Below are 23,953 nucleotides of genomic sequence, written 5' to 3' on the forward strand. Positions count from 1 at the left end.
TAATAGGTTATAGCCGAAAGGAAAAATGCCCAAAAAAACTATAACCCAAAAATATTATATCTATTTTTTTCTTAAAAATCAAACTCTCATCTACTTTTTTTAAAAAAATAAACACCGCACTTTTATTTTAAAATAAAATACGGAAAAAGTTCAAAAAAATAAAAAATCTTAAATATTTTCAAATAAAAAAATAACCCATCTTTTTATCCAAACCTATTTACATTTATAACAATTTATGTATTAATGGATACTGTTAAGATTAAAATACTTAACAAACCGAATAATTTTACATCAGGAAGGGAAGGAAATTAAAATGCTCGCTAGCTCGACAATAATAAAACAACGACGGATCTGGGAATCTGGTCAAAAGTTCTTTACATGCTTCAATGAATGTCAGCATAAGTTGATTGTACTTGTTTCAACACTTAGCTTTATGAACAAAAGACTGAAAAAGTACACACAAGGACAAATACTTAGATATTTCAATAATAATTTGCAACAAAATGGACAAAAACAAGCAACACTTAAAAGGTTACAAAAATATCTGAAAAGACTAGGAAAAGAATTTGGAGTAACAATAAATTACTATCAACACCTGGGAAAAAACTTAGGTACGGAAATAAGGTACACCCTTAGATACTCCAAAAAAGAATGTTATAACAGAATAAACAGGCTTTTTGCACAAAAAAAATTGAACAGATTTCAAGATCGCTTTAAAGAATACAATGAAAAAATTGTAAGTGCAGATCAAAGGGGGAGTGTAGTAAAGGGGGAGTGTATAAATAATAGTAATAATAAAGAAGAAGAAAGAAGAGATAGGATTGCAAAAAATGAGAGTAATAGTTATCGAGTAACTAAATACATAACAAGATGTGGCTTTAAAACAGATCTTCCTTCTTTTATTTTAAAATTAAAAGTATCAGATGATATTAAGATCAATCACTTAAGAAACCTAAAACGGTTTGAGAACGACAGTAGACACATTTCTATTAAGACAATAGAAAACAAGTTAAAACCTATCATTAAATCCTATGCTTACAATCCTAAACATTTGTATAAATTTAACATAAAGGGATGTTATTACACTGTTTTAAGAGAAATAAGGGGAGATAACTTAAAACTCAATGAACCTAAAGCAGAGTTGCGGGCTCTTCTTAAAGAAAGGCAAGCCGAACTAGTAAAGCAAGGCTACTATGAGAGGGAATTAGATATAGAAATTGGAAAGATATATGAATCTTATAAGACTAAGCCACATTTTATTCTGCAAAATGACAAATATAAGGATTTGGATCTCAGAATAGCAAGAATTAAGAAAAGGGTACAAAGACAAATAAAAGAAGATGTAGGACAAAAACAAAAAGAAACTAGGGATAATATCTTCAGTATATTACTAGAACAGCTAAAGCATAAGGTAGATATTAATAAATTAAGGCCAGCCTTAAAGAGATTTATTGATAGCAAAGACAAGCTAAGCTACAGTAAGATGATGGATAATTCGTATTACTACGAATTGCTTGATAGGATAGGACAAGAAAGCACGCTTAGGGAAATCAATATATTTGGTAGCCAAATGGTCAATAATGTCCAAATAAGGGGCCTCTAGATATTATGGGCTTTTTAGGAAATAATATAGAGTATGGTAAAGGTGGCTTTGCATGATAAGCGCGCTAGAGGATAAATTAGCCAAGAAGAAAGCTGAGCTTACAATAAATGAAACAAAAGAGACAATAGCGCCCAAGGTACATATTACACGTGACGCAAATATATTTGCAAAAATAGAACAGGATGGGGATAGAAAGCTATATTACACTAGGCTGGTTACCTCGTTTTACACTTTCAAAGTCCACAGGGACTGTAAAGATAAATTTTGGATAGCCTTTAGAGGTATGCCCGATTTAAATGAAATATACCATCTTAATCTTTTTTCCTTAGCTGAAGGTGATAAGTTTAAAGGAATATTTTATGGGTTTCAAAAACTAAAAAATGGAATTAATGCGTATTATATGGACAGTAACCTAGGGCAGCGCACTTCTTTTAGGGTATTTAAGGTGTATCATATTGAATTTAGATTTAAAAGAGGTAGTGTTTTTTGTAGGATGGATGGCCTTCACTCTTTAATTCAAAAGGAAAAGGTTGAGACCAAGTATTGTAAACTTTTATTCGAATTAATTGAACAATTAGAAAGGAAAGTATATGAATTTTATAATAAAAAATTACCAAAGGGGGGCATGATAGGCAAATGGAGAGAAAAGAACCTAAAATAATCTCAATTGCTAGCATTAAGGGTGGGGTTGGTAAGAGCACAACTTGTTTAATTTTTGCAAAGTTGCTAGCACAAAAACATAAAGTTTTACTCATTGATATGGACACACAAGCCTCTATCACTAGTTATTACAATAAGCAATTGAAGGAAAAAAATGTTAATGTTTCTATCGTTAATATGCATAAAGTCTTGAATGAAAAACTAATTATAAAAAATGCAATTGTAAATGTAGAACAAAATCTTGATATAGTTCCCAGTTATTACACTTTGCAAGATTTTATAGAAGAGTTTATTGATAAGATGGTTACAAACTGCACTTATGGACATAGAGACAAAATAACATATGAGGATGCTACTTTATGCTTAAGGAATGTTATGCAATTTTTACCAAAAGAGTATGATTATATTTTAATTGATAACCCACCCTCACTAGATACTATTTTAGTTAATGCACTTCTTGTCAGTGATTATGTAATAGTGCCAGTTGTATGCGAACTTTGGACAGTAGAAAGCCTTGCTCTGGTAAAGAATAAAATAAGAGAGAGGTTAAAGCTTGATATTCCTATATACATAATGGTAACTAAATATAAGAAGAGGAGCACTTATGAGTATTTGTATAATGAGCTAGCAAAAAGAGATGATTTTTTGGGTACCATACCAGAGCGGGAGAGTTTAAATAGAAGTGTTTTTTTAGGGATTGATTTTGATATGAAATATGATTATATGAGTGAATATAAAACGGTTCTAGATAATTTTATGAAAAGAACATGAAAATTACACTTTTTTTAAGAATTCATTTATAGTGATTTTTTGAATTCAGAAATCCGCCTTAGATTGGGATAAAACATAAGAGTGTATTTTTTTGTAGAATTAAATTTCAACTTGTTGAATATAAGGAGTAGTATATGAAGATACAAAAAGACGATAAAGATTTAAACAACAGGATTATTGATAGTTCAGCATATGATGAAAAAACGAAGAAGGTTAATAGATTTACCGAGCTAGACCAAGAATTAAAGTCTTTGGGACATAGAGACATAGTTAATAAAATACAAGCGATGAAGGTGTTAACAGAGATACACGATGAGTTATTGTATCTATGGGCGGGTTTTAAAAGTTTCGGAGCATATGCCAAAACTTGTTTTATAACAGAATCAACAGCCTATTCGTTTGTGAAAATAGGGCAGAAACTAAAAACAGGAGAAATAACAGAGGAACTTATTATAAAAAGAGGGCTTACTCAAATAAGAGATATAATACAAAATAATGATTACGAAGCATTAAAAAAAGGCGAGGTTAAACCTAGAACCATACCTTTAAGGATCTTGTTGCCTACAAACACTGCATATTCTTATTTCAAGTCAAATACCAAGTTTACATCTTATGCATTATCTAGGCTTTATGAAGAGCATAGGGAATTGTTAGATAATTTATTTTATGAATACAGTCAAGAAAAGAAGCACAGAAAAACACATAACGAAGAAGATGCTATTGAAATGGAGGCAACAGAAGGTACCAAACAAATAGCTGAATAAAGGCACTACGAACAAATTAGTGCTCAACCCATCAATGAGATTTCCTGAACAGAAGGAAGTCTCTTTTTTTATCTTTTCTTAATCTAAATTTTAATATTTTTAAACAAAAAATACAATAAAAAAAGTATTAGTAAATAGAAAATAATATTTTTATAAAAAAGATAAATTTGATTAAAAATATTAAAAAAGATGTAAAAATTAATTGACAAAAATTACGTATTTTTGTATAGTTTAAATAGGTGAAATTGCCAAGTATCGCCTGTAAATACCAGATAAGGAGGATTTGAATGGTTAATTTGACTGGAAGCGCGTTAGATACTTTAAAGAAAAGGAGAATAGTATGAGTGAAGTATTGGAGGCAGAGGTTAATAAACCGGATGCTGTAAGGGAGCTTGAGCTTTTTTGTGAGCTTCGTAAGCTTAAGACATTTTTGAAGCCTATTGCTAAGAATGGAAGGTGTCATATTGGCAAGGGTGGTGGATATGATTACTTTCATATTGATGATATTTTAGAAACAATTGATACTGTCATTAATGAGCATGGCCTTAATGTTGCAATATGGCAGGAAATTAAATATGAAATGGTATCCCAGACTAAGATTGACTACATTGAAACCGTGTTTATACATACAAAGAATGGATATAAGCACATAATTAAAACAGATCTTAATATGGGCGAGACAATTGAGTTATATAAGCTTGATATGCAGTACAGGAGTGAGTACGCAAATCTTACTAAGACTGAGCGAAGACAGGCTAATAATACAATTCAACAAATAATGGGTTCATCATTTACTTATTTTTGTAGGTATGCACTAGTTAAGTTTTTCGGAATAACTGGGCTTTTAGAAGATCAGGATGGGAATGTTGATGCTGATACTACTAGGAGATACCAAACAAAATATTTAAATGGCAGTTCGCATGTAGGTGTTGAGACGGGTAAGGAGGGGTTGTATCAAGCATTGCAAACAATATCAAATCAGGAGATTGCTAGAAAAATTAAATCTTATGTTGAATATGGCCTGTTAACACTTAAGGCTGGCTGGTACTTCTGTTTAGGCTTTAAAAACAACATTAAGGGTAAAATTGATGAATTTGAAATAAAGGATAAGCAATTACAGGCTAAGATACAAAGGAAAGAGAGTAATAATACGGGTAAACATAACCCTGCTACTACAAAGGAAACACAGGACAGACGGGTCATGGAGTCAACGCCATTACCAGCGCAGTATAAGAATGATCATGCTTTGCTTAAGGAACAATACAGAGAGGGTAAGCTGGATTATAAAACTTTTTGGAAATATTATTTTGCAATACAAAAACAAGATAAATATGTGTTATCCAAGTATCAAGCATGGAAAGATAAGATGGGTGCAGATGCGTGGAGTAGTTGGGATGAGGACCATGATAGTATGCGCATGAATCATAATTCTTTAAACTATGATGATATTCCATTCGATGATGTACCATTTGATAATAACCCTATGGGGGTTTACGAAGGAGCTTTGCAATGATAAGAAATATTATAGAAAAAACAATAGACGGGATAAATGACATTATTGATGCTATATGTGATTGTGTCTATCACTTATATTGCACAATAAGTGGCAAGGAGTTAAGGGAACTTAAAGATAGGTTTGATTTTCTAGCAGGTGAGCTTAGGGCGCACCGTTTGTATTTAGATGTCATTGCAGAGAGAAGAGAAGAGCATAAGGTTAACGCTAACAAATGCACGTGTGGGCATAATGCGCAACCATACGAAGAGCTAGATGCACTGATTAGGGAGCAAAGTAAGTGCATTAATAGTCATAAGAAGAGCATAGATGTGAAACTTAATAGCTGGAATGACTATGAGAAGAATATTAGAATGATGGGCAATTTAAAACGAAAGATAAACAGATTAAACACAAGAGTTGCTCGGATGCGAAGTAGAAGAAAAGTTATTAAATAGTAAAGGCAAGGTTAAAGTTTATGAAGAAATTACCTATGATAAGAAAAGGCGAATTTATTAAGTACGATAGAAAGCGAAGTTTTGATGAGCAGAGAAAAGAACAAGTAAAGTTGGGAGCAAGCGAAATTGGTAGTATTTTACTAGGACATAAGGACTTCATTAGGGCGGTTGCTAATAAGACTGGACTTGTAAAGTTTGTTAAAACTGAACAGATGGAAAAAGGCAAATTAATGGAAGATTTATCTTTCACCTTTTATCAAAGACAATACAGAGATGAGATTGCTAGTTTGCATGCAAATAAGTACAAGAATGGTATTGATTGTTATAATTATTCAAAAATGTATAAGGGTAAGGACGCTCCTATTGGGTCTACAATAGATGGCTGGATACGAAGGACAGATGGGACTATAGAGCTTTTAGAACTTAAATATAGTGAAAATATAAAATACCCAGCATGCATAAGGGATTACAATAGAAATGGCAATCCGTTTGGATATAAGTATTTCTTCGCTATTTATGCACAAGCACAAGCACAAATGGCTAATACGGGTATTAGTACTTGTAATGTGTACTTTACTATGAGTAGTGGAAATAAACGATGTGTGATTAGGAAGAATGAGGCATTTATTGATCATATGTTTAGCATAGCCTACCAGTTCTTAAGTGAATTGCCACTATATAGGCAAATGGCAGCAAGCATTATTGCTAGTGAGGGTGAAGATAAATATATAGACACTTTAAGTGATATGTTGCAATCAAAGAGCAAGCTATACAAGACACTTTGTGATCCAGAATATGATTATAAGAGGGTGTTTTCTTACTATATTCCTCGGAAGCAAGTTGTTGTTAATGAAAATCAAGCTAATGTACTTGAAGGCTTATTGGCACAAATAGACACATTAGAAAAAGATGCTAGGAGAATCATGGAAACTGAAGTTCAGGCAAGGAAAGATAAAGCTAGGGAACTGCAATCCCTACTTAAATCACAATTCCCATTCATTGATGATTCAAGTATACATCAAACAGGGGATATTGTCTTCACTTTTACAACCGATAGATATACTAACATACTAGATAGACTAAACATAATTGAAGTAAGTCCAATTATCAAGCCCGCTCCTAGGGATACTGGAATTTATACATATTCATTCACAGGAGAGGAGCTAGAGGCTTTAAATGCCCCTTTGGAAATAAAAGAAGAGAGCTTAACTGAGGAAGAAGTTATGTTGGGGGCTCAGCAGCAGGCTGAGCAACTTGGCAGGGTAGATGGTTGTAATCCAATAATAACAAAAGAAGAGCTGATACAAGATGAAACCATAGGGGTAAAAATGAATATAAAGGTCATACTTATGAAGAGGCGCGTGATAATAGAGGAGATGCAAGTATGAGTCACGCACAGAATACACGTACTAGCGAGGAAAAGCTACGTGATAGGGTAATAGAACACGCTAGGTTGCAAATTAAAGATTTAATCAAGGAACAGGTAAGTGGTAACATGTCTTCCGGTTTAGATAGGGACATGATATTTGAGATGGCAGGGATGTATAATGTAGATGGGTCTTTGTTGAGAAGAGTGCCGCTACAAGATATGTATGCAATTTTGAAAGTATATCCACTCTTACAAAATAAAGAAGATTATCATAATAACATCAATTATTATATTAATGCATGGATGGGTGTCAAGAGAATGGCGAGCGATGAATTGGAGCAGTTTAGGAAAGAGGAGCTTTACAGAGTAAAAGAAGAGGAGAGAGAGAAGAAGAGACAGGCGGCTATATTAGAGGCAATGAAAGCCGAGGTGGCGCAAAACAGACAACAAGCAGGTCATGTGGACCACAGTAGATTTAAGGAGCAAGATCGAGCAGAGCGACAGGGTTTTATTACAGTGCCTTGGGACAAATATATCAACAAAATAACGCCTTATAGGCGATACACTAATCCCTAAAACCCCCTGTAATTAAGGGGGTTTTTATTTTGGGTTTATAGATTTATAAATATTTAATTTTAGTAAAGTGAGTTTGCTTTTCCTTAATGCTTCCCATAAGAAGTAAGTAAGCATTAGCTAGTGAATCAAGAGCATCGTCACAAGTCTTGCCATCACCCTTGTAAGCATAAATATCATTAATTACCGTTTTATCAATATCTTTAAGAAATTCAACCAATTTACTATTAAATATGGGAATTAAGGAACAAATACGATTAAATTTATTTGATATAGGTTTAACTGGTGCTATTTTAAAAAGAGTATCGCATTGATTTCTCAGACTTATTAAAGTTTGTGTTAACCTTCCAACACCCTTAACGCTATCTCTATCTTCTATGAAAAGAATCCTTACATTAAACCCATCAATTATAGTTTTAATCCTATACAAAATATCATCATCATAAACGGGTCGTTTGTCTTGATAAATGTATGCATAAAGCTTATCCTTGTGTTTTTCTAGTATGCAAATAGCAGTATTATCACCACCAATGGTAAAAGCAGGGTCAATGTAGCAAATAGGAGCACTAAATTTATAATCATCACTAAATTCTATTTGGTGAAAAATGGAGCAATCACTTGCAACCCATTCACCTAAAAGAACGCGTGCTCTGTATGTTGGTAAATGTTCATATGTTATCTCTTGTTCATGAATAAAATCACTTGCAAGTGTTTCATTGTCGTAAGTGGTAAAGTTATATGTTGTGTATATCCTTGTTTGGTCAATGTAATCAGTTTTAAAAAAATGCGTAGGGAAATCAGGATTAGTATCGAAAATAGCGGTTCGCTTACCTATTCTAAGTCTCTTTAGTGCCTCCTGAATAACCTCCTGACTCAGTGTTGTAGCCTCGTTAATAAACATCAAGGCGCTATTAGCTCCCCTAAGTCTTTTAAAGTCACTAATCTTGTCTCCACCATAAAGATTAACACGCAGGCCATCAATTAAGACGAATGAAGTATTTTGTTTCTTCCTCTCATAGGGAATGTGAAGCAGGTCACATATGGTCTCCATTTCACCTAAAACATTAATTTCTATTGAATTTTGTGAATTACCCATAATAAAGTTATTAACATTTTTTGTGTAAAGATCTCTGTTTTCTAGTAAATTTTTAATGAAAAGATAGCATGCAAGGAATGTCTTACCGCTAGCAATACCACCATTGAGTATAATCTTAGCTATATCCCCCGCTTCAATTGACTCTATTACTTCCCTCTGTTTGGGAAGTAAATTATTAGACTCAAATGATGCAAAATCAGTGTACTTGCTACCCTTTCCTTTTGGAATAGTTTGGAATATGCGTCTGTATTTAGACGACATTCTTGCAGGAAGTAAGCTTAAGAGCTTTTCTAGTTTTAAATTCACACAAATATTATAACAATAATTTACAATTTATCGCTATAAAGGTAATTTTTAACTATTTGTTTAAATTCTTTATCATTAAGTATGGTAGTATAATATTGTTTCTCTATTGCAAGCCGTTTAAGAAGGATTGTTTCCCTAAAAGTTAATCTATGCCGCTCTATCTCTTCCTTAAGCTGTGATCTCTCTATGATAAGTTTATTTCGATCTTCTACGCTATGGTAAGCATTGCGAAGCGCATGCTCTATCCGAGAAAGATCAGAACATAAAGCATTATAAACTTGCTCTTTAATAACAACTTCACGATATTTCCTATCAAAGAAAAGATTGCTTATAAGTTTAGTTATCTCTACCTTTAAAGTGTCAACACTGGCAAGTTTCCTTAAGGCAGTTCCGGTAGTAATGCTACCCAAAGCATCAATATCCTCATCGGTATTAGAACAACGCAAAACATGGTCAACGCTTCTTGAATTAAGTATACTACTACTAAAAGTATTGCTATCATCAGGGTTGATATTACTTACAATAATGTCTTGTGTATGCTTGAAAGCTTGCCGACACTTGTCTAAAGCCTTGCTTACAGTAGAATAGCTAACCTTCTCCATCCTTGCAATATCGCTAATGCTAAGCTCGCCTTTAGTGAAAGGTCTATAATATTTTAAATATTTACCCTTATATATTTTACTTTTCATACCAACTAAATGAATATTAACATAAATGTGTAAAAATTTTAAAAAACATTATCCTAGATCACACTTTGTGTATTAGCTAGTACTTTATAATAAGAAAAAATTAATTGTGCAGTATTGCGGCATTTAATGCCTTGTTTAAGCAAATCTCTACTATCATATAAAGTTGTTCTACCTCGCTTTGCTATATGGTGTACTGTATCAAGTGAATCAATATAGACTTCAAATATTGTAAAATTGTGCTCACCTGCGGCAGCTGTTACCCTTTCATGCCGACACGATACTAAGCTGAAGCCAAAATATTCTAATATTTTACATGGAAATTTAGGAATCGAGTTCTTATTTAAATATCCTATGTTTTTAAAGTAAAGGTAATATCTGTTAATCTCATCAATATTAAAATCAATTGTTCGTATGTGGCGGTTGACATAAAACAATAAGGATAAATAATACCCACCAAGTTCTCTAATAGATTTATGTAACTCAGGATTGTTTTGCAAAATGGTGGGGATTCTTGCTTTCTTAACCATTATAAGTTAAAATAACATTTCATAGATATTTATGTCAATTATTTTGTTATTTAACCAATATTTTAACTCATAACTACTTTAACCAAACTAAGTATTGATGTATAATTAATGCATAGGGGTATGGTGTATGTTGGTACAAGTGAGGTCTTCAGAAGCAAATAATGCGGCTCAACAAATGGTTTTTGATGAGCTTATAAGGATGGGGATGAAGGAGGTTGCTGCTGCTGAGGTTGCTCGTGGATATTTTTATAAGGAGCTTGATACTAAGATTGATAATTTAGAGGATAAGCTTAATACTAAGATTGACAGCTTTAAGAATGAGATTAATACTAAGATTGATACATTAGAGATTAAGTTTAATGCTAAGTTTAATTTACATAATTGGATGATTACATTTCTTATTACAACCAATATTGCTATTTTATTAGCCGTACTTTTTAAGTAAAGGTGTGTTTAAAAAGGGTATTTAAAATGATTGGTAAATGCTTATCAGGCTCTTTTGGTTCCCGTAAGATAATATATTGCTAAAATGAAAAGCCCCTTAGTTTATGCTAATTAGGTAACATAATGTGACTTGTTTTATGATTGTTGTAAAAAGAGCGATTAGGATATAACCGCCCTTTATACGTATAATGTTTGTTAAACTTATTTTTTACATCGAACCATTATTATTTTAAAGTTCAAGTTTTTTTTCAAGTCTTAATTGTTTTTTCTTTTCTTTTTCTAATTTTTCTTCTTTAAACTCCTCATATGCTTTTTCACTGCAATAAGAAAGAAAATCATCACGACGTCTTAATTTATGGTCATCATCATAATTTGCTAAAGCAAAATCTCTAATAATTTTAGTTCCCACATTAAGGCCTGCCATTTGAAATTTAAATTGAATAAGTGCCATATGCTCGTTCCTGAAATGTATATCTAGAGAAAAATAATCATCTATTTTGTTTGCATAGTCATCCAAAAAATCTAGATAATGCTTATAATTAATAGTAATATCAACCCCCGCGTTGTATTGATCTGCAATATACCCAGCTAATCGCTTAAGATCAACACCTTTATACATGTCATTATTTTCATTTTTTGCTTTTTTCATTATTGTACTCCTTATTCAAATTGAATCTAGCTAGTTATATTATAACAAATAATTAAGTTTTTTGTTACTTATTTGTAGTTTTTAATAAAAATAAATAAGTAACAAAAAATAAGTAAAGCCTTTTTATAAAAGTAATTACAAATTATCTTTAAAATAAATAATACAAAATGCACATAAACTTTATGGAAAATAAAAATGAATAAAATTAGTGTTAAATAACACAATAATATTTATCTTAAACTTAATTTGTTTTCTTATAACACCACAAATCCTCACTTTCTACACATAAAAAGATTTATTAAGGTTTTGCAATTTTTAAGCCTATTAAATTGATTTTTTTAAAGTATAGGGTCTTTTCTTGCAAAAGTTGGGTATCCTTAAAATCCCAAAAACAGGCTAGCAATATTTAGAAGAACTACACATAAAAAGCTACGTAGAAACCTAAACATAAAAAATACTCTTATTAACCTCTATTTTCTGTATAAACAAACTTTACTTTAATTATTTAGTACAATATTATAAGTAATATACTAGAAAATATAACTAAATAGTGTTAAAATAAACATAAAAGAGTAGAGAGAGTGAATAAATATACTAAACTTGATTTATCTAGTGGAGGCAGTAAACCAGTTAGATGAGTAGACAAATATCAACAAATACGGATAAAAAAGCACCCAATTCCACTGAGATTATTTACTCTGATTTAAATAATCCAGATTCGTTTATTAATTCTTTAGCAACAGCCTATAAGAGTAAACGGATTGACGATGAATATATTTTTTCCCTAGCTAGTGTTCTTAATAAGGACATATATGCGAGACTCTTAAGTCTAATACTAGACAAGGATAATCCCGTACTCATTGCAAAGGGTGATAATCCGAGTTTGGATAAAAAGAAGCCTATTAAATATAGAAAAAAGAATATTAGAAAAAAGACTAACTTTTATATGAGCATTACTAAAGAGCAAATCTTGAAAATATTAGAGCTAGCTTACCAGAAAGACAAGATAATGGGTATGTTTTACTACCTGCAATACATGACTGGGTCAAGATGCGGCGAGATTGCTAATATTAAGTTGCAGGATATTAGGAAGGTTGCAGTAGACGGTGAGTATATGTACCGTATTAATATTCATGTTGCTAAGAAGCGTGGGGAGACTGTAATACGACCAGTGCTTGTTTCTATGCTAGATTTTGCTAAAATTCAAGAAGCTCATAAGGAATATGCAGAAAAAAACCTTAAGAATAGAATATCAATTCATAATTATAATTACTTAAAGCGAACTTATTTGTTTCAAAAAACTAAATACAAGAGCTTATCAACTAACAATATGAGCTTCTTTTTAAGAGAGATTATAAGAAAGGTTACTAGAAGACAATATATTGGCAAGTGTTCTCATATCTTCAGGCATTATCGTATCTTTTTAATGAAAAATAGTAATATACCATCTTATGATATTAAAGAAGAGTTTCATTTCTCCAACATTAGCATGGTTGATAGATATGGCAAGCCATTAATTGATAAGAAAAAGGATTACGAGTTTATGATTAATGAAAAACCTGAATTTGCTAGGGCATAAAAACACAAGAATTATATTGCAAGTCAATTTGTATATTACAATTAGTTACAAGGAGATATTAATGGCAGAAGCACAGGAGGAGAAAAGACAAATGGGGAGTCAAGAATCAAAGCAGCGTGTAGTAATGGAGGAGCTTATAAGGTTGGGCATGGATAGTTGGATAGCCGCATGCTTTGTAAATGGACTTTTTCAGGAGATTACTCATCGTGACCTTGATCGTCTAGAGGAAAAGCTTAAACTCAGACTGGATGCATTGGGAGATAGAATCAAGAATGTTGAGACTATATTAGCTGAGGTTAGCAGAGACATTAAGAAGCTTGTTACCAAGATGGACTTAACTTAAGGATGACATTAGAGATTAAGAGCTGATTTAAACCAAAAGATAGACAGCATAGAGAAAAATAATAAATGGATTTTTGGATTAACATTTACAATTTGGATTACTACAATGGGTGGATTTATAGCTCTTTTTTTAAAGTAAAACCCCCCAAAATAATTAATATATAGAGGTTGACATATGCAAGCGGAACAAGTGCGTAGTGAAGGCACAAGATATCATTTTACAGAACAACAAGTTTGTGAAGAGTTTGTAAGAATGGGCATGCAACAAGAGATGGCAGTTCAATTTGCAAATAGATACTGCCATAGTGGGCTTACTCATTTGGAACTTGAGTACTTAGAGAAGAACTTTAATGTCAGAATGGATGCGTTGGAAAGTCGAATCGTGGGTGTTGAGGCTAGATTAAGTGATCTTAAAGATGATATTAAAAAACTTGACGCTAGAACAGATAAGCTTGACGCTAGAATAGATATCCTTAGAGCTGAGCTTAAGGAAGATATTAAGAATGTAAAGAATGATTTAAATCATGAGATAGACAACGCTAAAAGCGAACTCAGTGTTAAGATAGACAGCATAGAGAAAAGTAATAAATGGATTTTTGGATTAACATTCACAGTTTGGATTACCACAATGGGTGGGTTTATAGCTCTTTTTGTATCCATGTATACAAAATAAAACCCCAAAACAATCAATACACTATTTTCAATTAAGCACAATAAGCATAATCCCCACTAAGCCTCTCCACTTAGCAGGGAAAATACATACTAATTTCATTCTTTCTTACAAAAAGATAAGTCGATTATAACCCAAAATTAACAAAATAGTACACTTTTTGTTGAAAAAAAATATTTTTTGTTAAAATTAATGTATGGATGAAAAAGAAAACTTCTTAGCAGATGCGCAAGGAAGTATAGAGAGGGCTAGGCAGCATGCGGATAGACTCTATGAGTACTCTATATTTTTTAGGAATTATATTGAAAGCACACCAGAGGATGCACTAAAGAATGGAATAGCACTTACTTTAATAGACGATAAAGACAACACGGCTGTTGTACCTCTTTGTGAGGGTTTGAAAGTAAAACTCAAAGAGGCGTTGCTACAGGCTATGATAAGTTATAGGTTTTACGGATTTGGGTATATTTTAATTAAAACTAATGGCATTGATGACGATCTTAAGCGTGAGGTTAACCGCGACACACCTTCGGGATTTATATTCCTAGAACCTAGACGAATAGTAGATAATAATCCCAAATTAGACAAACCTTACATTGAATACGTTAGGAATGTATATGAGGGGAATGAAGCGACTGGGAACGATAGTACTAATATTAAGATACACAAGAGTAGACTTATTATGTATGAGAATTACGACATAATTTTAGATAAATTTGTTCCCATCTACTCGCAAGGATTGCTCACAGGATTTGAACTTTTTGAAGATATATATAGACAAATAAGTAAGAGAATGAATAATTTTAATTTTCTGCACTACAAGGATGAGACATTAGTTGACCTTATGAATACCCTAGAAGAGATGCGAATAGAGGCTACTAAACTCAGGCAAAACAGTAGAAATAACTCCTTTCTCAATTTTTTAACAACAAGCAATAACTATAATTCACATACAAATAACAGGATACATGCGCTTGAGAATACAAGTGAGGCTCTTGAAAGAGAACTTAGTAAGATTAAGAATAAGTTACACAATGAGGGTATATTTTACACCTCTAATGAGAATGCTAGCCTAGAGATTATTAAGTACGATTTGTCCTTCCTAAAGGATGCCTTTGAGTTAGTTAAGGCAAAAATTGGAGCGGATACCAAAGAACCATTAACTAGGAGCTTTAATGAGCAAGTTAAAGGATTGGGAAGTGATGGGAAGGGTGATCGAACTAATTACTATGATTATCTTAAAAGCGTACAAGAGGCAGTTGAGATCTCGGTCAATAGTAAACTTAACGCACACTATAACCTTAATATGAAATTTAATGATATTGAGGTTTTAAATACAGAAGAACGATTAAAACAGGAAACATTATTTATTGATGCATATACAAAATACCTTACGCTCATGCAAGATCCAAGGATTACACCTGAACAGGTTGAGTATATTAAGAACAATTTACCAATACTGGGCAAGTAAACGGTAAAAGGGGAGGATATAAGTGATGGATGAAAATCCTACATTACAAGTAAGCGATAACTCACACGCAACACGGCTTACTGAGGAGATTGGTCCTAGTCAGGCAACAAGTATCTCACAAGAAGAATACCAAGTAATTATGGATACGCTTCGTGAACTTAAAGATGAACTTAAGGCTAGTAAAGCACATGAGTCTACTCTAGCTAGCAAACCCTCAATAGATGAGCAAGTTGCAAGGGAGATTGCACAAAATGAAAAGCGTGAGCTTACACAAAAAGAGCTTGCGGAGAAAGCTAAATTTATTAGTGAAGTCAACAAGCTATCAGAAGAAAACTTAGCTAGCCAGTTTAATACTGAGAAATTAGAAAGACAAGGATATGCTACCAATGAAATAGTGGATGCACAAATTAAGGCATTGGTTAAGAAGTTTGTACCACAAGAAACTATCCTAGCTATAGCTGGTACTAGTGATTTAGAAAAAGTTAACAGGGGAAGTGAACTCTTAAATCAATTATTTAGGGTTTCTAAGGCTAGTATTAAGGAGCGAAAGAACAGACATAACTCCTACAGAGCACTACATAACGAACTCACTGCCAGTGAGGGCAGAGATCTTAAAAGCTTTGAGAACAATGGCGCTAATCTTTTAGCGGAAGATGATTTTAAGTATGCAAATCTAAATTATTGGAAACAAAGAAGAGATGAAACAAATAAACATGTCTTTTAGGGCAAAGGAGGATATATATTATGTCAAAAGACACAACGGACTTGCAAAAACAAATTCAGCAACTACAACAAGAAAAAACCAGTCTTGAGACGCAGTTACAACAAGAAAAGGCTAAGAATAATAAGCAGCAAGATGCTTTATCGCTGATTCAAAATAAGGGCAGTCGTGATATTAGACCCACAACAAAGATTGAGAATGATTTTGTTGATCAGAATAAACATTTCAGTAGTAGTGCATTTACTAGAGTCGATCCTAAGACAAGAATAGAGGCATTGCCTTATAAGGAGTTTTGCCACAAAATGGGAGTTAAGTTAGTCAATGACCCTAGTTATGAGAAGCAAGTAGAGGTGGGCGGAGGCGATGAGCTATATGGAGTTTGCATTAATGCTGATGAGTACTTAAAGGTGGCGCATATTGTGCGAACAGTGTCTCAGGGACACTTTGTTTGCAATAGCAACGACATTAAAGCAGGTGATAAGCTAGTCTTTTCTGCAAAAGGCATATTGGAAAAAGCTGATAAGAGTAAGCATTCTTATGCACATGCAACCGCACTTAAAGACTCATTTGAATTTAATGATAAAAAAGGTACATATGGTGTAGAAATTGATTTTCATGGATTTGTTGCACCAAAAGTAAGTTAAAGGGGAGGATATTTCATGTCATATTTAGATGATAATTACTATGCACGAAGGGTAAAGGAAGCTCTGGAGGATAGAAAAATAGAGACGCCTGAGTTTTATAAATGGTTTGCTTCAAACCAAATAATTAATACAGATATTACCTCAGGGCATTTCCAGACAACTAAATGGGAAGCATTTGTTGAAGATACGCCAACAGCTGTTTCTAATGGAACCAATGTTGTATCAAACATTCAGTTTAGAAGTATTACGACACAAACAAGTTTCTTAAGACTACAATATGCATTCAATCACCTAAGACGAGGCGCTGAGGATAAATATACTAAAAATGGGTATATGGGTGATCCTAATAATAATATATTACCCTTTAAAGAAGCATACATAAGAGCTCACAACTTAATAGATAAAATCAGATCTGCTTTTTTCCTATTAGGATACATATCTGTTAATAAGGATGGTAAGTATAAAAAGATTTTACTCAATGACATGAGGGGCAAGCCAAATATGTTCGGGCTCCTAAACACACCAAACCAAATTACTAAAAGCGTTGATTCTAGTGATATTAATTCACCTGAGAAGATACTGGAAGTGTTTAAAGCAGGTCTTTCTGAAATGAACCTAGAGGAATATGCATATGCACCAATAATGGTACTAATGGATAATCAGACTAGTCTTAAGCTTAATTCTTATGACAAGGGTGGCAATAAAGCTAAATATAAGGATATGTTACTAGATGATCTTTCAAGCATTAATAATGGTAATGCAACGCAACTCAAGACTAGTCCTTTACTTAAAAACAAGATCATAATATTTCCACATAAACCTGAATTACTGCTTATAAATGAGGGGCTACCACCAATAATTAATGAATTTGTTGAAAGACGCTCTAATGATATGGAGACAAGTTATATTGATTTTGTTATCGGAAGCACCATGGCTCATGATAAGACTATGTTAGTCATTAACATAGGGGATGCCTAATAGAATGCAAGATAATAGTAACCTAGAAGTAATACACGGTCGTATTTTAGAGCTTTTAAAGTTAGATACAAATGCATTATCTTTACCAAGTTTTACAAATTATATTCGTCTCCTAGAAGATATTCTTGTAACAAAGAAATTAGATTTCGCAAGTTTAAGCTTAAATACATCATTTCTTCTTATTTACTATTTCATAGGATGCCAGCTTATTAAGAGAGGAGAGCTTACAGGATTCACTTTCAATAGAATTAAATCAGAACGATTAGGAGAGATGTCAGTAGAGTACTCAGATCCTGCTCGCAATAATGATATTGATAGTAAGGATTTTTGCAACTCCTTTGGCGAATTATTAGAAGATCTAACTGGACAAGGCAAGAGTAGACCAAAGGTCTTAGGAGCTATACCATGAGTAAAGCTTTGGATAACTTGAGTGCAGCTGCGGGTAGAATAATTGGCCACTTTGCACAAGAATTATTCCTCTACAAAGGAGTGGTAAGCAAAGATGAAACTTATAAAACGGTAGGCAAGACCCACTTGCGCACAGATCCTGTACAGTTTACAGGAAGCTTAAGTTCATTAAGCGGAGCAGAATTAGATAATCTTTTCAGTATAGGGATTCGTGACTTTACCTCTTATCTTAAGCTATATACAACCGCCACAGACTTAGACATAAATCCAGAAGATTTAATAAGCATTAATGGACAATTTTATTTAATTGAAACTGTCCGTGCACATACAAGAGCAGGAATTTTCTACCTTGACATGATTATAAGGGAAGAAGCATGGGAATGATAAGAGAATACGGCATAGAGATTGGTTGGTTTGATACACATATTGCTAGCATTGCAAGATTTCATGAATGGGGAACAAGTAAGCTAGAGGCAAGAAGCCACCTTTATAAGGTTTTCAAATTACCAGAGTTTCAGCTGGCAATGCGTAATATAATTCGGAGTGCCATTATAAATAAGGGAAGCATTAAGGCTGCACTAGAAGAGGTTGTATCTATATTTATTGTCTTTTATAAGGATTTCTTATTAAGCAATAAGATTACACCTAAGCTTAAAGAGGCAACAATTAAGGCTAAAAGACTTAAGGGAAGTAGGTATCCGGCCACACCATTGGTTAATACAGGCAGGATGTTAAATCTGATCCAATACAAACATACAACTAGGTCAGGTGGATCATGCTAATAGATTTACACAAGACACCTACGTATATCTTTAAAATTTTGGAAATGTTTGCTTCTTATTTAAAGGAAAGGAAAGCAATTGACATTGAACTTGTAAATATCATAAATCATCCATACCTAGAAGATATTAATACAAGCAGTAGCAATGTCGTTGCTATTAAGATTATAGATTATGGCGGGCTGGGAGATCGTGAACTCAGGAGTGGAAGTTTTTATGACAGTGTTAATGAGTATGAGCTTACAATGAGCCTATATTTTATGTGCTTTGCAAATCCTAGAGAACGGATAGACCAAATTGACTTACTCAATAGAATAACTATGATCTACCAAGAATATAATTCATTCCTTCATAACACGTCAAACATTTTCAAATTCAGTAAGAAAGTAGATGAGGAGCATACATTAAAGATTAAGTACATCTTAAAACACATTGGACGACTTACTATTCAAGAGCCTGTTACGATTAAGAGCAAATACAGTAATAAGGCAATCTCTAGCAATATTATTACAAAAGTTAATATTCAAGTTATTGAAGAAAAAATTAATTAGGAGAGGGTTAAAGATGCCACAAGACACAATTACGGTCAATTTAGTTGATAACTCACTACAAATGAATGTCGTTAATTACTACAGACCACTATTAATATTTAAAAGCGAAGTATTAGATGGAGTAAATCTCATGCTTACAAGTAATAGCTATGAGGATGAGATAGAAAGTCTTAAGATAATATCAAGCATATCTAGCGATACAAGCAAGCAACAAACAGCTAAGACTGAACGCGCTTTGCTAACTAAAGCAGCTCGGGACTATTTAGACGAAGGTGGATCACGATTCCTTGATATCTTAATCTTTAAAGATATTAAGGAAGTAAAGACTTACCTCTTAAAGCATTTACACCCATTTGTTTGCTTTATTAATCCTTGCGATGACAAGAATACGACAGACATTACTTCTCTTATGGGTCCAAATAATTTTGTTGTCTTCTCAAAGACAAGTAGCGACTTGCCAACTGCACTAAAGAGTAAGAAAACAGGTCAGTTAGAAAATCTTATCCTTTTCTATAATAAGGAAACGACTACTAAGGAGAATAAAAGTGAATATGAGAATACACATATTAAGTTTATAGCACAGTATCTCCATCAGGCCAGTATGTTTCATGCTACCAATCCTTATGGAATAAAAATTAAATCAGAACCTATAATCACAGATACAGAACTCATCTCTTCGCTAAGAAAGAGTAATATTAACTTCTACACTCTCCTTAACGAGACTGGATATGATGGTGTACTTGCTGTTAAGGAAGGAGTTGATCTTGCAGGACGCCCTATTGATGAGATATTTACATACTATTACATCAAAAATAAAGCAACAGAAGAACTCATAAGGGTTTGGAATAATAACAACAGAAGCAATTCTAAACTAAGTGCAGCACAACTTGAGGGTGCAAGTTCTAATGTATACACTTCAGCACTAGAAGTACTATTTAAGAGATTTAAGGATAATGGGCTCCTGTTCTCATACAAAGATATCAAACTTAAGATAGAACCCATTGATTCATCTTTAAGAGTGTCACTTAGTATTATGGTTCAATATAATCACAGCTTTAATGCCGTAGAGCTTAAGATTACAACCGAAGATATCAATTCAATATTTAAGGAGGATAAGTAGATGGCATACGATGGACACAGTAGTTTTCAAAGTTTTAAAGATACAGTATTTATTTTCAATGAACATGAATTTAAACATGGACGAATTAAGTTAACTAAAGGAAAGAGCGATATTGCAAAGACATCTTCATTAGGTGATATGGCATTTTTCTTAAAAAAAGAAACTAACTTTTATATTATCGAATTAGAGGTTACTAAGAACAGTTTTGATTATAAAAAACTAATGTCATTTTACAATACACAGGAAAATGGCGATCAGAGACCAGAGGATAATTATAAACCCTTAACTTTTCTTGATAAACAAGGCGGTGTTAAGATTACAACAGACCATGCGTTCTTTACTAGTTACAATGAACTCTCATATAATCCCGAAGAGCCTGCGGAAGTTACATTTACTCTTAATGCGATTAAATGCACAACTGAATTTATTCAAGATCACAAATAATGGAGAGATGACATGAGATATTCATTAGTAATACTTACTAGAGGTGGTAACACTAAATTTGAAATAAAGACTATGTCAATGTATGAATGGGATACCATTTTAGGTTTTGATAATACAATGGATACACTTCGTGACATGAATAAATTTGAACTTATTCTTAATCACATGATTCCTGAGTTTAAACATGAGCTTTATGATTCATTTTTGAAATTCTTTTATGCTGAGATTTTAGATAAAGATAGAAGATTGTCAGAGGTTTATAAAACAGACTTGTTTTTGCTTATATATAAGTTACATTATGATATGTTTGATAATTCACAAACAGAACGATTGCCCAAGCTTATATACCTAGAAGGATTTTTTGACTCTCAACTTAACTTAAATAAATACACCTACATTGACGAAAACTGGAATTATGAATATGTTTCGGGTTTATTGAGCATGCAACATAATTCCTGATAGGAAGCTTGATTAAATGAACAGTCAAGATAGGAACTCTAATTTTCTTAATACCTATAGTGCATACAAGGAATTTATTGAAAGAGAGCTTAAGTCAAGAAAAAATAAATACATATTACCTCTAGTATTAGGTATTTGTACTGATTTAGAGCAAATCAAAAAACTTAATGGCAAGGATTTTAATTTGCTCAGAAAAGCTTGCCTTTTAAAATTAGAGCATGAAAAATGGAAACTTATAATTAACAAAATTCCATTATAAAAATTGAGGACATAAAACAATGCCAGATCAAGAAGATAAGTTCACGATTCCATTAAGAGTAAGAGTAGAAGCGGACACAGATAGTGCACACAAACAAATTATAGAAGATATTGGTGCAACAGAAATTGATGCGCGTATTGGAATTGATAGCGCTTACTTTAAGAGCAGACTAGATGAACTTAAGAAAAGTTTAGGAACAAAAAGTATAGAAGACTTAAAGATTGGTATTAGTACAAAGAATGCTCAAATTAACCTAACAAAACGAGAATTAATCGAAGAGAAGGAATCCATTAAACAAATATATGCTTTTAAAAGAAAGACAGTAGCAGATGAACTTAAGCAAATTGAGCAACAAGTACAAATGAATCCTAAAACAGACCTAAAAGCTCATACTAAAATTCTTAAAAGCAATCTTCGCGAAATAGACGCACAGGAAAAGAGTAGACTAAAAGAAGTTGGAGAGCGAGGCAGAACTCAAGTTAGCAAGCTTAAAGTAGACCGTAGCATAGAGAGTCAATTCTTTAAAGAAAGGATGACACAAGAGAAAGAACAAAAACGGGGACAACAATATGCACAACGCCTCAAGGATAGAGAAGAAGCACGAATTAGACGAGAAGAGGAGAAGCGCATTAAGAAGACTTTTCAAGAAACCTCAAGACTTATGCGAAGTGGATTAAGCTACGAGAAGGCCAGAGAAGAGGGTGAGAAGAGAGCTAGGCAAACGGATAGTGATTACTATAAAAACAGACTTGCTCAGCTTAAAGCAAATGGTGTAGCTACTAGTGAGTTCTCAAGAGCTATTGCTTCAATTAAAGCAAATACAAGTTTCTTAACTCAAACTCTTGCCAATGTTACAGGTAATCTTATAAGTAGCCTTACTAACTTCTTAACAAGCGGTCTTAAGGATGGGTTTTCCTCGACTAAGGGTAGGGACATGAGCAAGGCACATGCTCATATTAAAAGAGGTGGAAGAAGTTTTGATGAACTACGTCAAATTTACAAAGGTAATTCAAAATTAATGCCTTCACTTACTCAGGGTGAAAGCATTAATTTTGAAATTATTAAGCAAATGAACCAACGGGGAATTGATTTTAACAAGGAAGCAGAAGTAATAGCAGGATCTATTAACCTAGAAAACATGTATGCACTAAGAGGAGGAGCTACTAATAATGCCACACGTAAGGGAATAGAGTTGGCTTTAAGTTTAGTAGAAATGCAATATGCAAGCATAGGGGAAGCATTTGACATAGTAGAATCATTAGGTAGGGGAGACCTTAGCGGTTTATATGGCATAGCACGTAAATTAGGTGCTCAGGGGGGTCGATTCACAGAACTAGGAAGACAAGATAGAGAACGCAAGTATGCAACAAGCCAAGGAGGGACTCATCTTATTGAAGAGGACCTAGCTCGTGTTTCATCGCTACTTAACAGTAAGATTAGAAACACAACAGGTGTTAAAGAAAAACTTGCACTACATCAGAATATAGGAAAGGCTTCAAATGTTACCGCTGAAACTCAGGCTAATATAGGTGACCTACTAGCCCAAAAGACAGGACAGACAATTGAGGCTGCTGTGAATTTTTTTCAAAATAATCAAATACAAGCAGAGAAGCGGAAAGAAAACTTATCTTTTATGCAATATCGTAAACAAGAATTAAGAAAACGAAAACATATATACAATAAAGCTAAACCATTAGGCAATTATTCAATAACAGAAGAGTATGTTCCAGATTTTATTGATAATACAGTAGAAAAGAAGGGCAATGATTACTATGTTAAATCACAACAAAATAGCCACATGGGTGGTACTAGGGCACGTAAACTTACAAAAACAGAAGTAGATGCATACCTTAAGTACTTAAAAGACAATGACATGATTGAAAAGCAATGGCAAGAAAACAGAAATGCTGGACGCACTCCAGAGGATATTCTGGAAAGGAGTAGCTTGCATAATAAGGGTAAAGATATAAGTCACATTAATACAGAAGGTATTAATAAGTCACTTGCAACCTCAACAACAGCTATGAGTAACTTCACAAATGCCGTCTCATATGCTACGCAACAACTTAACACAAGATTTCGTGGCAAATCTACCCTTAAAGACAGTATCGGTACAAGCTAAAGGAG

General features: G+C 33.1%; 29 protein-coding genes. 25 read left to right on the top strand and 4 right to left on the bottom strand.

The genetic code is table 11. The annotated features are described in order from the left end of the window. Window positions 1–313 precede the first annotated feature (313 nt). The 8 genes from QYZ68_RS04450 (at window position 314) to QYZ68_RS04485 (ending at window position 7,693) form a co-directional block, all read left to right on the top strand. Window positions 314–1,603 (top strand): plasmid maintenance protein, encoded by a 1,290-nt coding sequence (locus QYZ68_RS04450; protein ID WP_301384507.1) that lies wholly within the window; start codon window positions 314–316, stop codon window positions 1,601–1,603. Window positions 1,604–1,655: 52 nt separating this feature from the next. Next, on the top strand, window positions 1,656–2,264 hold the full coding sequence (locus QYZ68_RS04455) for a DUF226 domain-containing protein (RefSeq protein WP_301384508.1): 609 nt from the start codon (window positions 1,656–1,658) through the stop codon (window positions 2,262–2,264). After that, a complete protein-coding gene (locus QYZ68_RS04460) occupies window positions 2,240–3,034 on the top strand; it encodes a ParA family protein (RefSeq protein ID WP_301384509.1) in 795 nt (264 codons plus the stop codon). Before QYZ68_RS04455 ends, QYZ68_RS04460 begins: the two co-directional genes overlap by 25 nt. A 134-nt stretch (window positions 3,035–3,168) precedes the next feature. Next, the gene (locus QYZ68_RS04465) at window positions 3,169–3,798 is read left to right on the top strand and encodes a chromosome replication/partitioning protein (RefSeq protein ID WP_301384510.1); all 630 of its coding nucleotides are present in this window, start codon (window positions 3,169–3,171) and stop codon (window positions 3,796–3,798) included. A 340-nt stretch (window positions 3,799–4,138) separates the two neighbouring features. Beyond that, the gene (locus QYZ68_RS04470) at window positions 4,139–5,311 is read left to right on the top strand and encodes an ERF family protein (RefSeq protein ID WP_301384511.1); all 1,173 of its coding nucleotides are present in this window, start codon (window positions 4,139–4,141) and stop codon (window positions 5,309–5,311) included. Beyond that, a complete protein-coding gene (locus QYZ68_RS04475; protein ID WP_301384512.1) occupies window positions 5,308–5,748 on the top strand; it encodes a hypothetical protein in 441 nt (146 codons plus the stop codon). The genes QYZ68_RS04470 and QYZ68_RS04475 overlap by 4 nt, the downstream gene beginning before the upstream one ends. A gap of 20 nt (window positions 5,749–5,768) precedes the next feature. Then, window positions 5,769–7,136 carry a hypothetical protein gene (locus QYZ68_RS04480; RefSeq protein WP_301384513.1) on the top strand — a complete coding sequence of 456 codons (1,368 nt, stop codon included), beginning with the start codon at window positions 5,769–5,771 and terminating at the stop codon, window positions 7,134–7,136. Further along, window positions 7,133–7,693 carry a hypothetical protein gene (locus QYZ68_RS04485; RefSeq protein ID WP_301384514.1) on the top strand — a complete coding sequence of 187 codons (561 nt, stop codon included), beginning with the start codon at window positions 7,133–7,135 and terminating at the stop codon, window positions 7,691–7,693. The genes QYZ68_RS04480 and QYZ68_RS04485 overlap by 4 nt, the downstream gene beginning before the upstream one ends. Before the next feature lie 43 nt (window positions 7,694–7,736). Here the strand turns inward: QYZ68_RS04485 and QYZ68_RS04490 are convergent, their stop codons facing one another. The 3 genes from QYZ68_RS04490 to QYZ68_RS04500 are packed head-to-tail and all read right to left on the bottom strand — an operon-like array spanning window position 7,737 to window position 10,308. After that, window positions 7,737–9,092, bottom strand: a complete 1,356-nt coding sequence (locus QYZ68_RS04490; RefSeq protein ID WP_301384515.1) for a PBSX family phage terminase large subunit — start codon at window positions 9,090–9,092, stop codon at window positions 7,737–7,739. Between the two features lie 20 nt (window positions 9,093–9,112). Next, window positions 9,113–9,781 (bottom strand): hypothetical protein, encoded by a 669-nt coding sequence (locus QYZ68_RS04495; RefSeq protein WP_301384516.1) that lies wholly within the window; start codon window positions 9,779–9,781, stop codon window positions 9,113–9,115. A gap of 53 nt (window positions 9,782–9,834) precedes the next feature. Next, window positions 9,835–10,308 (bottom strand): DUF261 family protein, encoded by a 474-nt coding sequence (locus QYZ68_RS04500; protein ID WP_301384517.1) that lies wholly within the window; start codon window positions 10,306–10,308, stop codon window positions 9,835–9,837. A gap of 127 nt (window positions 10,309–10,435) precedes the next feature. On the opposite strand from QYZ68_RS04500, the gene bdr (QYZ68_RS04505) reads away from it, so the two are divergent. Beyond that, window positions 10,436–10,753, top strand: a complete 318-nt coding sequence (gene bdr, locus QYZ68_RS04505) for a Bdr family repetitive protein (RefSeq protein ID WP_301384518.1) — start codon at window positions 10,436–10,438, stop codon at window positions 10,751–10,753. A 228-nt stretch (window positions 10,754–10,981) separates the two neighbouring features. On the opposite strand, the gene QYZ68_RS04510 is transcribed toward bdr (QYZ68_RS04505), so the two are convergent. Continuing rightward, on the bottom strand, window positions 10,982–11,401 hold the full coding sequence (locus QYZ68_RS04510; RefSeq protein ID WP_301384519.1) for a hypothetical protein: 420 nt from the start codon (window positions 11,399–11,401) through the stop codon (window positions 10,982–10,984). Window positions 11,402–12,035: 634 nt separating this feature from the next. On the opposite strand from QYZ68_RS04510, the gene QYZ68_RS04515 reads away from it, so the two are divergent. From QYZ68_RS04515 to QYZ68_RS04590, 16 genes are all read left to right on the top strand, one after another. Then, a complete protein-coding gene (locus QYZ68_RS04515) occupies window positions 12,036–12,980 on the top strand; it encodes a tyrosine-type recombinase/integrase (protein ID WP_301384520.1) in 945 nt (314 codons plus the stop codon). A gap of 61 nt (window positions 12,981–13,041) precedes the next feature. Beyond that, a complete protein-coding gene (locus tag QYZ68_RS04520) occupies window positions 13,042–13,323 on the top strand; it encodes a hypothetical protein (protein ID WP_301384521.1) in 282 nt (93 codons plus the stop codon). A 174-nt stretch (window positions 13,324–13,497) separates the two neighbouring features. Continuing rightward, complete coding sequence (gene bdr, locus QYZ68_RS04525) at window positions 13,498–13,995, top strand: Bdr family repetitive protein (RefSeq protein WP_301384522.1); 498 nt, start codon at window positions 13,498–13,500, stop codon at window positions 13,993–13,995. A 193-nt stretch (window positions 13,996–14,188) separates the two neighbouring features. Further along, entirely contained in the window at window positions 14,189–15,463 is a 1,275-nt protein-coding gene (locus QYZ68_RS04530) for an anti-CBASS protein Acb1 family protein (RefSeq protein ID WP_301384523.1), read from the top strand. A 25-nt stretch (window positions 15,464–15,488) separates the two neighbouring features. Next, the gene (locus QYZ68_RS04535) at window positions 15,489–16,187 is read left to right on the top strand and encodes a DUF1357 family protein (RefSeq protein ID WP_301384524.1); all 699 of its coding nucleotides are present in this window, start codon (window positions 15,489–15,491) and stop codon (window positions 16,185–16,187) included. Window positions 16,188–16,207: 20 nt separating this feature from the next. After that, window positions 16,208–16,828 (top strand): DUF228 domain-containing protein, encoded by a 621-nt coding sequence (locus QYZ68_RS04540; RefSeq protein ID WP_301384525.1) that lies wholly within the window; start codon window positions 16,208–16,210, stop codon window positions 16,826–16,828. Window positions 16,829–16,843: 15 nt separating this feature from the next. Continuing rightward, window positions 16,844–17,806, top strand: coding sequence for a hypothetical protein (locus tag QYZ68_RS04545; RefSeq protein ID WP_301384472.1), 963 nt, complete (start codon window positions 16,844–16,846; stop codon window positions 17,804–17,806). 4 nt (window positions 17,807–17,810) lie between these two features. Beyond that, complete coding sequence (locus QYZ68_RS04550; protein ID WP_301384474.1) at window positions 17,811–18,215, top strand: DUF3890 domain-containing protein; 405 nt, start codon at window positions 17,811–17,813, stop codon at window positions 18,213–18,215. Beyond that, on the top strand, window positions 18,212–18,598 hold the full coding sequence (locus tag QYZ68_RS04555; RefSeq protein WP_301384476.1) for a DUF1506 family protein: 387 nt from the start codon (window positions 18,212–18,214) through the stop codon (window positions 18,596–18,598). The genes QYZ68_RS04550 and QYZ68_RS04555 overlap by 4 nt, the downstream gene beginning before the upstream one ends. Then, the gene (locus QYZ68_RS04560; RefSeq protein ID WP_301384478.1) at window positions 18,589–18,996 is read left to right on the top strand and encodes a hypothetical protein; all 408 of its coding nucleotides are present in this window, start codon (window positions 18,589–18,591) and stop codon (window positions 18,994–18,996) included. Before QYZ68_RS04555 ends, QYZ68_RS04560 begins: the two co-directional genes overlap by 10 nt. After that, complete coding sequence (locus QYZ68_RS04565) at window positions 18,990–19,544, top strand: DUF764 family protein (RefSeq protein ID WP_301384480.1); 555 nt, start codon at window positions 18,990–18,992, stop codon at window positions 19,542–19,544. The genes QYZ68_RS04560 and QYZ68_RS04565 overlap by 7 nt, the downstream gene beginning before the upstream one ends. Window positions 19,545–19,557: 13 nt before the next feature. Further along, on the top strand, window positions 19,558–20,664 hold the full coding sequence (locus QYZ68_RS04570) for a DUF787 family protein (RefSeq protein ID WP_301384482.1): 1,107 nt from the start codon (window positions 19,558–19,560) through the stop codon (window positions 20,662–20,664). Then, window positions 20,665–21,108 (top strand): DUF1463 family protein, encoded by a 444-nt coding sequence (locus tag QYZ68_RS04575; protein WP_301384484.1) that lies wholly within the window; start codon window positions 20,665–20,667, stop codon window positions 21,106–21,108. It abuts the gene before it with no gap. A 12-nt stretch (window positions 21,109–21,120) separates the two neighbouring features. Next, on the top strand, window positions 21,121–21,567 hold the full coding sequence (locus QYZ68_RS04580; RefSeq protein WP_301384486.1) for a DUF1473 family protein: 447 nt from the start codon (window positions 21,121–21,123) through the stop codon (window positions 21,565–21,567). A gap of 16 nt (window positions 21,568–21,583) precedes the next feature. Beyond that, the gene (locus tag QYZ68_RS04585) at window positions 21,584–21,826 is read left to right on the top strand and encodes a DUF1322 family protein (protein ID WP_301384488.1); all 243 of its coding nucleotides are present in this window, start codon (window positions 21,584–21,586) and stop codon (window positions 21,824–21,826) included. 19 nt (window positions 21,827–21,845) lie between these two features. Next, complete coding sequence (locus QYZ68_RS04590) at window positions 21,846–23,948, top strand: hypothetical protein (protein WP_301384490.1); 2,103 nt, start codon at window positions 21,846–21,848, stop codon at window positions 23,946–23,948. Window positions 23,949–23,953 lie beyond the last annotated feature (5 nt).

It is taken from the genome of Borrelia sp. P9F1 (assembly GCF_030436115.1).
In the GTDB taxonomy this organism is placed as follows: Bacteria; Spirochaetota; Spirochaetia; order Borreliales; family Borreliaceae; genus Borrelia.

Bases quoted from the DNA above. Each gene is read 5' to 3' on its own strand.
- QYZ68_RS04475 (WP_301384512.1), top strand. From the start codon at position 5,308: ATGATAAGAAATATTATAGAAAAAACAATAGACGGGATAAATGACATT.
- QYZ68_RS04470 (WP_301384511.1), top strand. From the start codon at position 4,139: ATGAGTGAAGTATTGGAGGCAGAGGTTAATAAACCGGATGCTGTAAGG.
- QYZ68_RS04510 (WP_301384519.1), bottom strand. From the start codon at position 11,401: ATGAAAAAAGCAAAAAATGAAAATAATGACATGTATAAAGGTGTTGAT.
- bdr (WP_301384522.1), top strand. From the start codon at position 13,498: ATGCAAGCGGAACAAGTGCGTAGTGAAGGCACAAGATATCATTTTACA.
- QYZ68_RS04560 (WP_301384478.1), top strand. From the start codon at position 18,589: ATGGGAATGATAAGAGAATACGGCATAGAGATTGGTTGGTTTGATACA.
- QYZ68_RS04530 (WP_301384523.1), top strand. From the start codon at position 14,189: ATGGATGAAAAAGAAAACTTCTTAGCAGATGCGCAAGGAAGTATAGAG.
- QYZ68_RS04515 (WP_301384520.1), top strand. From the start codon at position 12,036: ATGAGTAGACAAATATCAACAAATACGGATAAAAAAGCACCCAATTCC.
- QYZ68_RS04545 (WP_301384472.1), top strand. From the start codon at position 16,844: ATGTCATATTTAGATGATAATTACTATGCACGAAGGGTAAAGGAAGCT.
- QYZ68_RS04460 (WP_301384509.1), top strand. From the start codon at position 2,240: ATGGAGAGAAAAGAACCTAAAATAATCTCAATTGCTAGCATTAAGGGT.
- QYZ68_RS04500 (WP_301384517.1), bottom strand. From the start codon at position 10,308: ATGGTTAAGAAAGCAAGAATCCCCACCATTTTGCAAAACAATCCTGAG.
- QYZ68_RS04455 (WP_301384508.1), top strand. From the start codon at position 1,656: ATGATAAGCGCGCTAGAGGATAAATTAGCCAAGAAGAAAGCTGAGCTT.
- QYZ68_RS04520 (WP_301384521.1), top strand. From the start codon at position 13,042: ATGGCAGAAGCACAGGAGGAGAAAAGACAAATGGGGAGTCAAGAATCA.
- QYZ68_RS04480 (WP_301384513.1), top strand. From the start codon at position 5,769: ATGAAGAAATTACCTATGATAAGAAAAGGCGAATTTATTAAGTACGAT.
- QYZ68_RS04465 (WP_301384510.1), top strand. From the start codon at position 3,169: ATGAAGATACAAAAAGACGATAAAGATTTAAACAACAGGATTATTGAT.
- QYZ68_RS04570 (WP_301384482.1), top strand. From the start codon at position 19,558: ATGCCACAAGACACAATTACGGTCAATTTAGTTGATAACTCACTACAA.
- QYZ68_RS04580 (WP_301384486.1), top strand. From the start codon at position 21,121: ATGAGATATTCATTAGTAATACTTACTAGAGGTGGTAACACTAAATTT.
- QYZ68_RS04485 (WP_301384514.1), top strand. From the start codon at position 7,133: ATGAGTCACGCACAGAATACACGTACTAGCGAGGAAAAGCTACGTGAT.
- QYZ68_RS04565 (WP_301384480.1), top strand. From the start codon at position 18,990: ATGCTAATAGATTTACACAAGACACCTACGTATATCTTTAAAATTTTG.
- QYZ68_RS04590 (WP_301384490.1), top strand. From the start codon at position 21,846: ATGCCAGATCAAGAAGATAAGTTCACGATTCCATTAAGAGTAAGAGTA.
- QYZ68_RS04575 (WP_301384484.1), top strand. From the start codon at position 20,665: ATGGCATACGATGGACACAGTAGTTTTCAAAGTTTTAAAGATACAGTA.
- QYZ68_RS04540 (WP_301384525.1), top strand. From the start codon at position 16,208: ATGTCAAAAGACACAACGGACTTGCAAAAACAAATTCAGCAACTACAA.
- QYZ68_RS04535 (WP_301384524.1), top strand. From the start codon at position 15,489: ATGGATGAAAATCCTACATTACAAGTAAGCGATAACTCACACGCAACA.
- QYZ68_RS04585 (WP_301384488.1), top strand. From the start codon at position 21,584: ATGAACAGTCAAGATAGGAACTCTAATTTTCTTAATACCTATAGTGCA.
- bdr (WP_301384518.1), top strand. From the start codon at position 10,436: ATGTTGGTACAAGTGAGGTCTTCAGAAGCAAATAATGCGGCTCAACAA.
- QYZ68_RS04555 (WP_301384476.1), top strand. From the start codon at position 18,212: ATGAGTAAAGCTTTGGATAACTTGAGTGCAGCTGCGGGTAGAATAATT.
- QYZ68_RS04550 (WP_301384474.1), top strand. From the start codon at position 17,811: ATGCAAGATAATAGTAACCTAGAAGTAATACACGGTCGTATTTTAGAG.
- QYZ68_RS04495 (WP_301384516.1), bottom strand. From the start codon at position 9,781: ATGAAAAGTAAAATATATAAGGGTAAATATTTAAAATATTATAGACCT.
- QYZ68_RS04450 (WP_301384507.1), top strand. From the start codon at position 314: ATGCTCGCTAGCTCGACAATAATAAAACAACGACGGATCTGGGAATCT.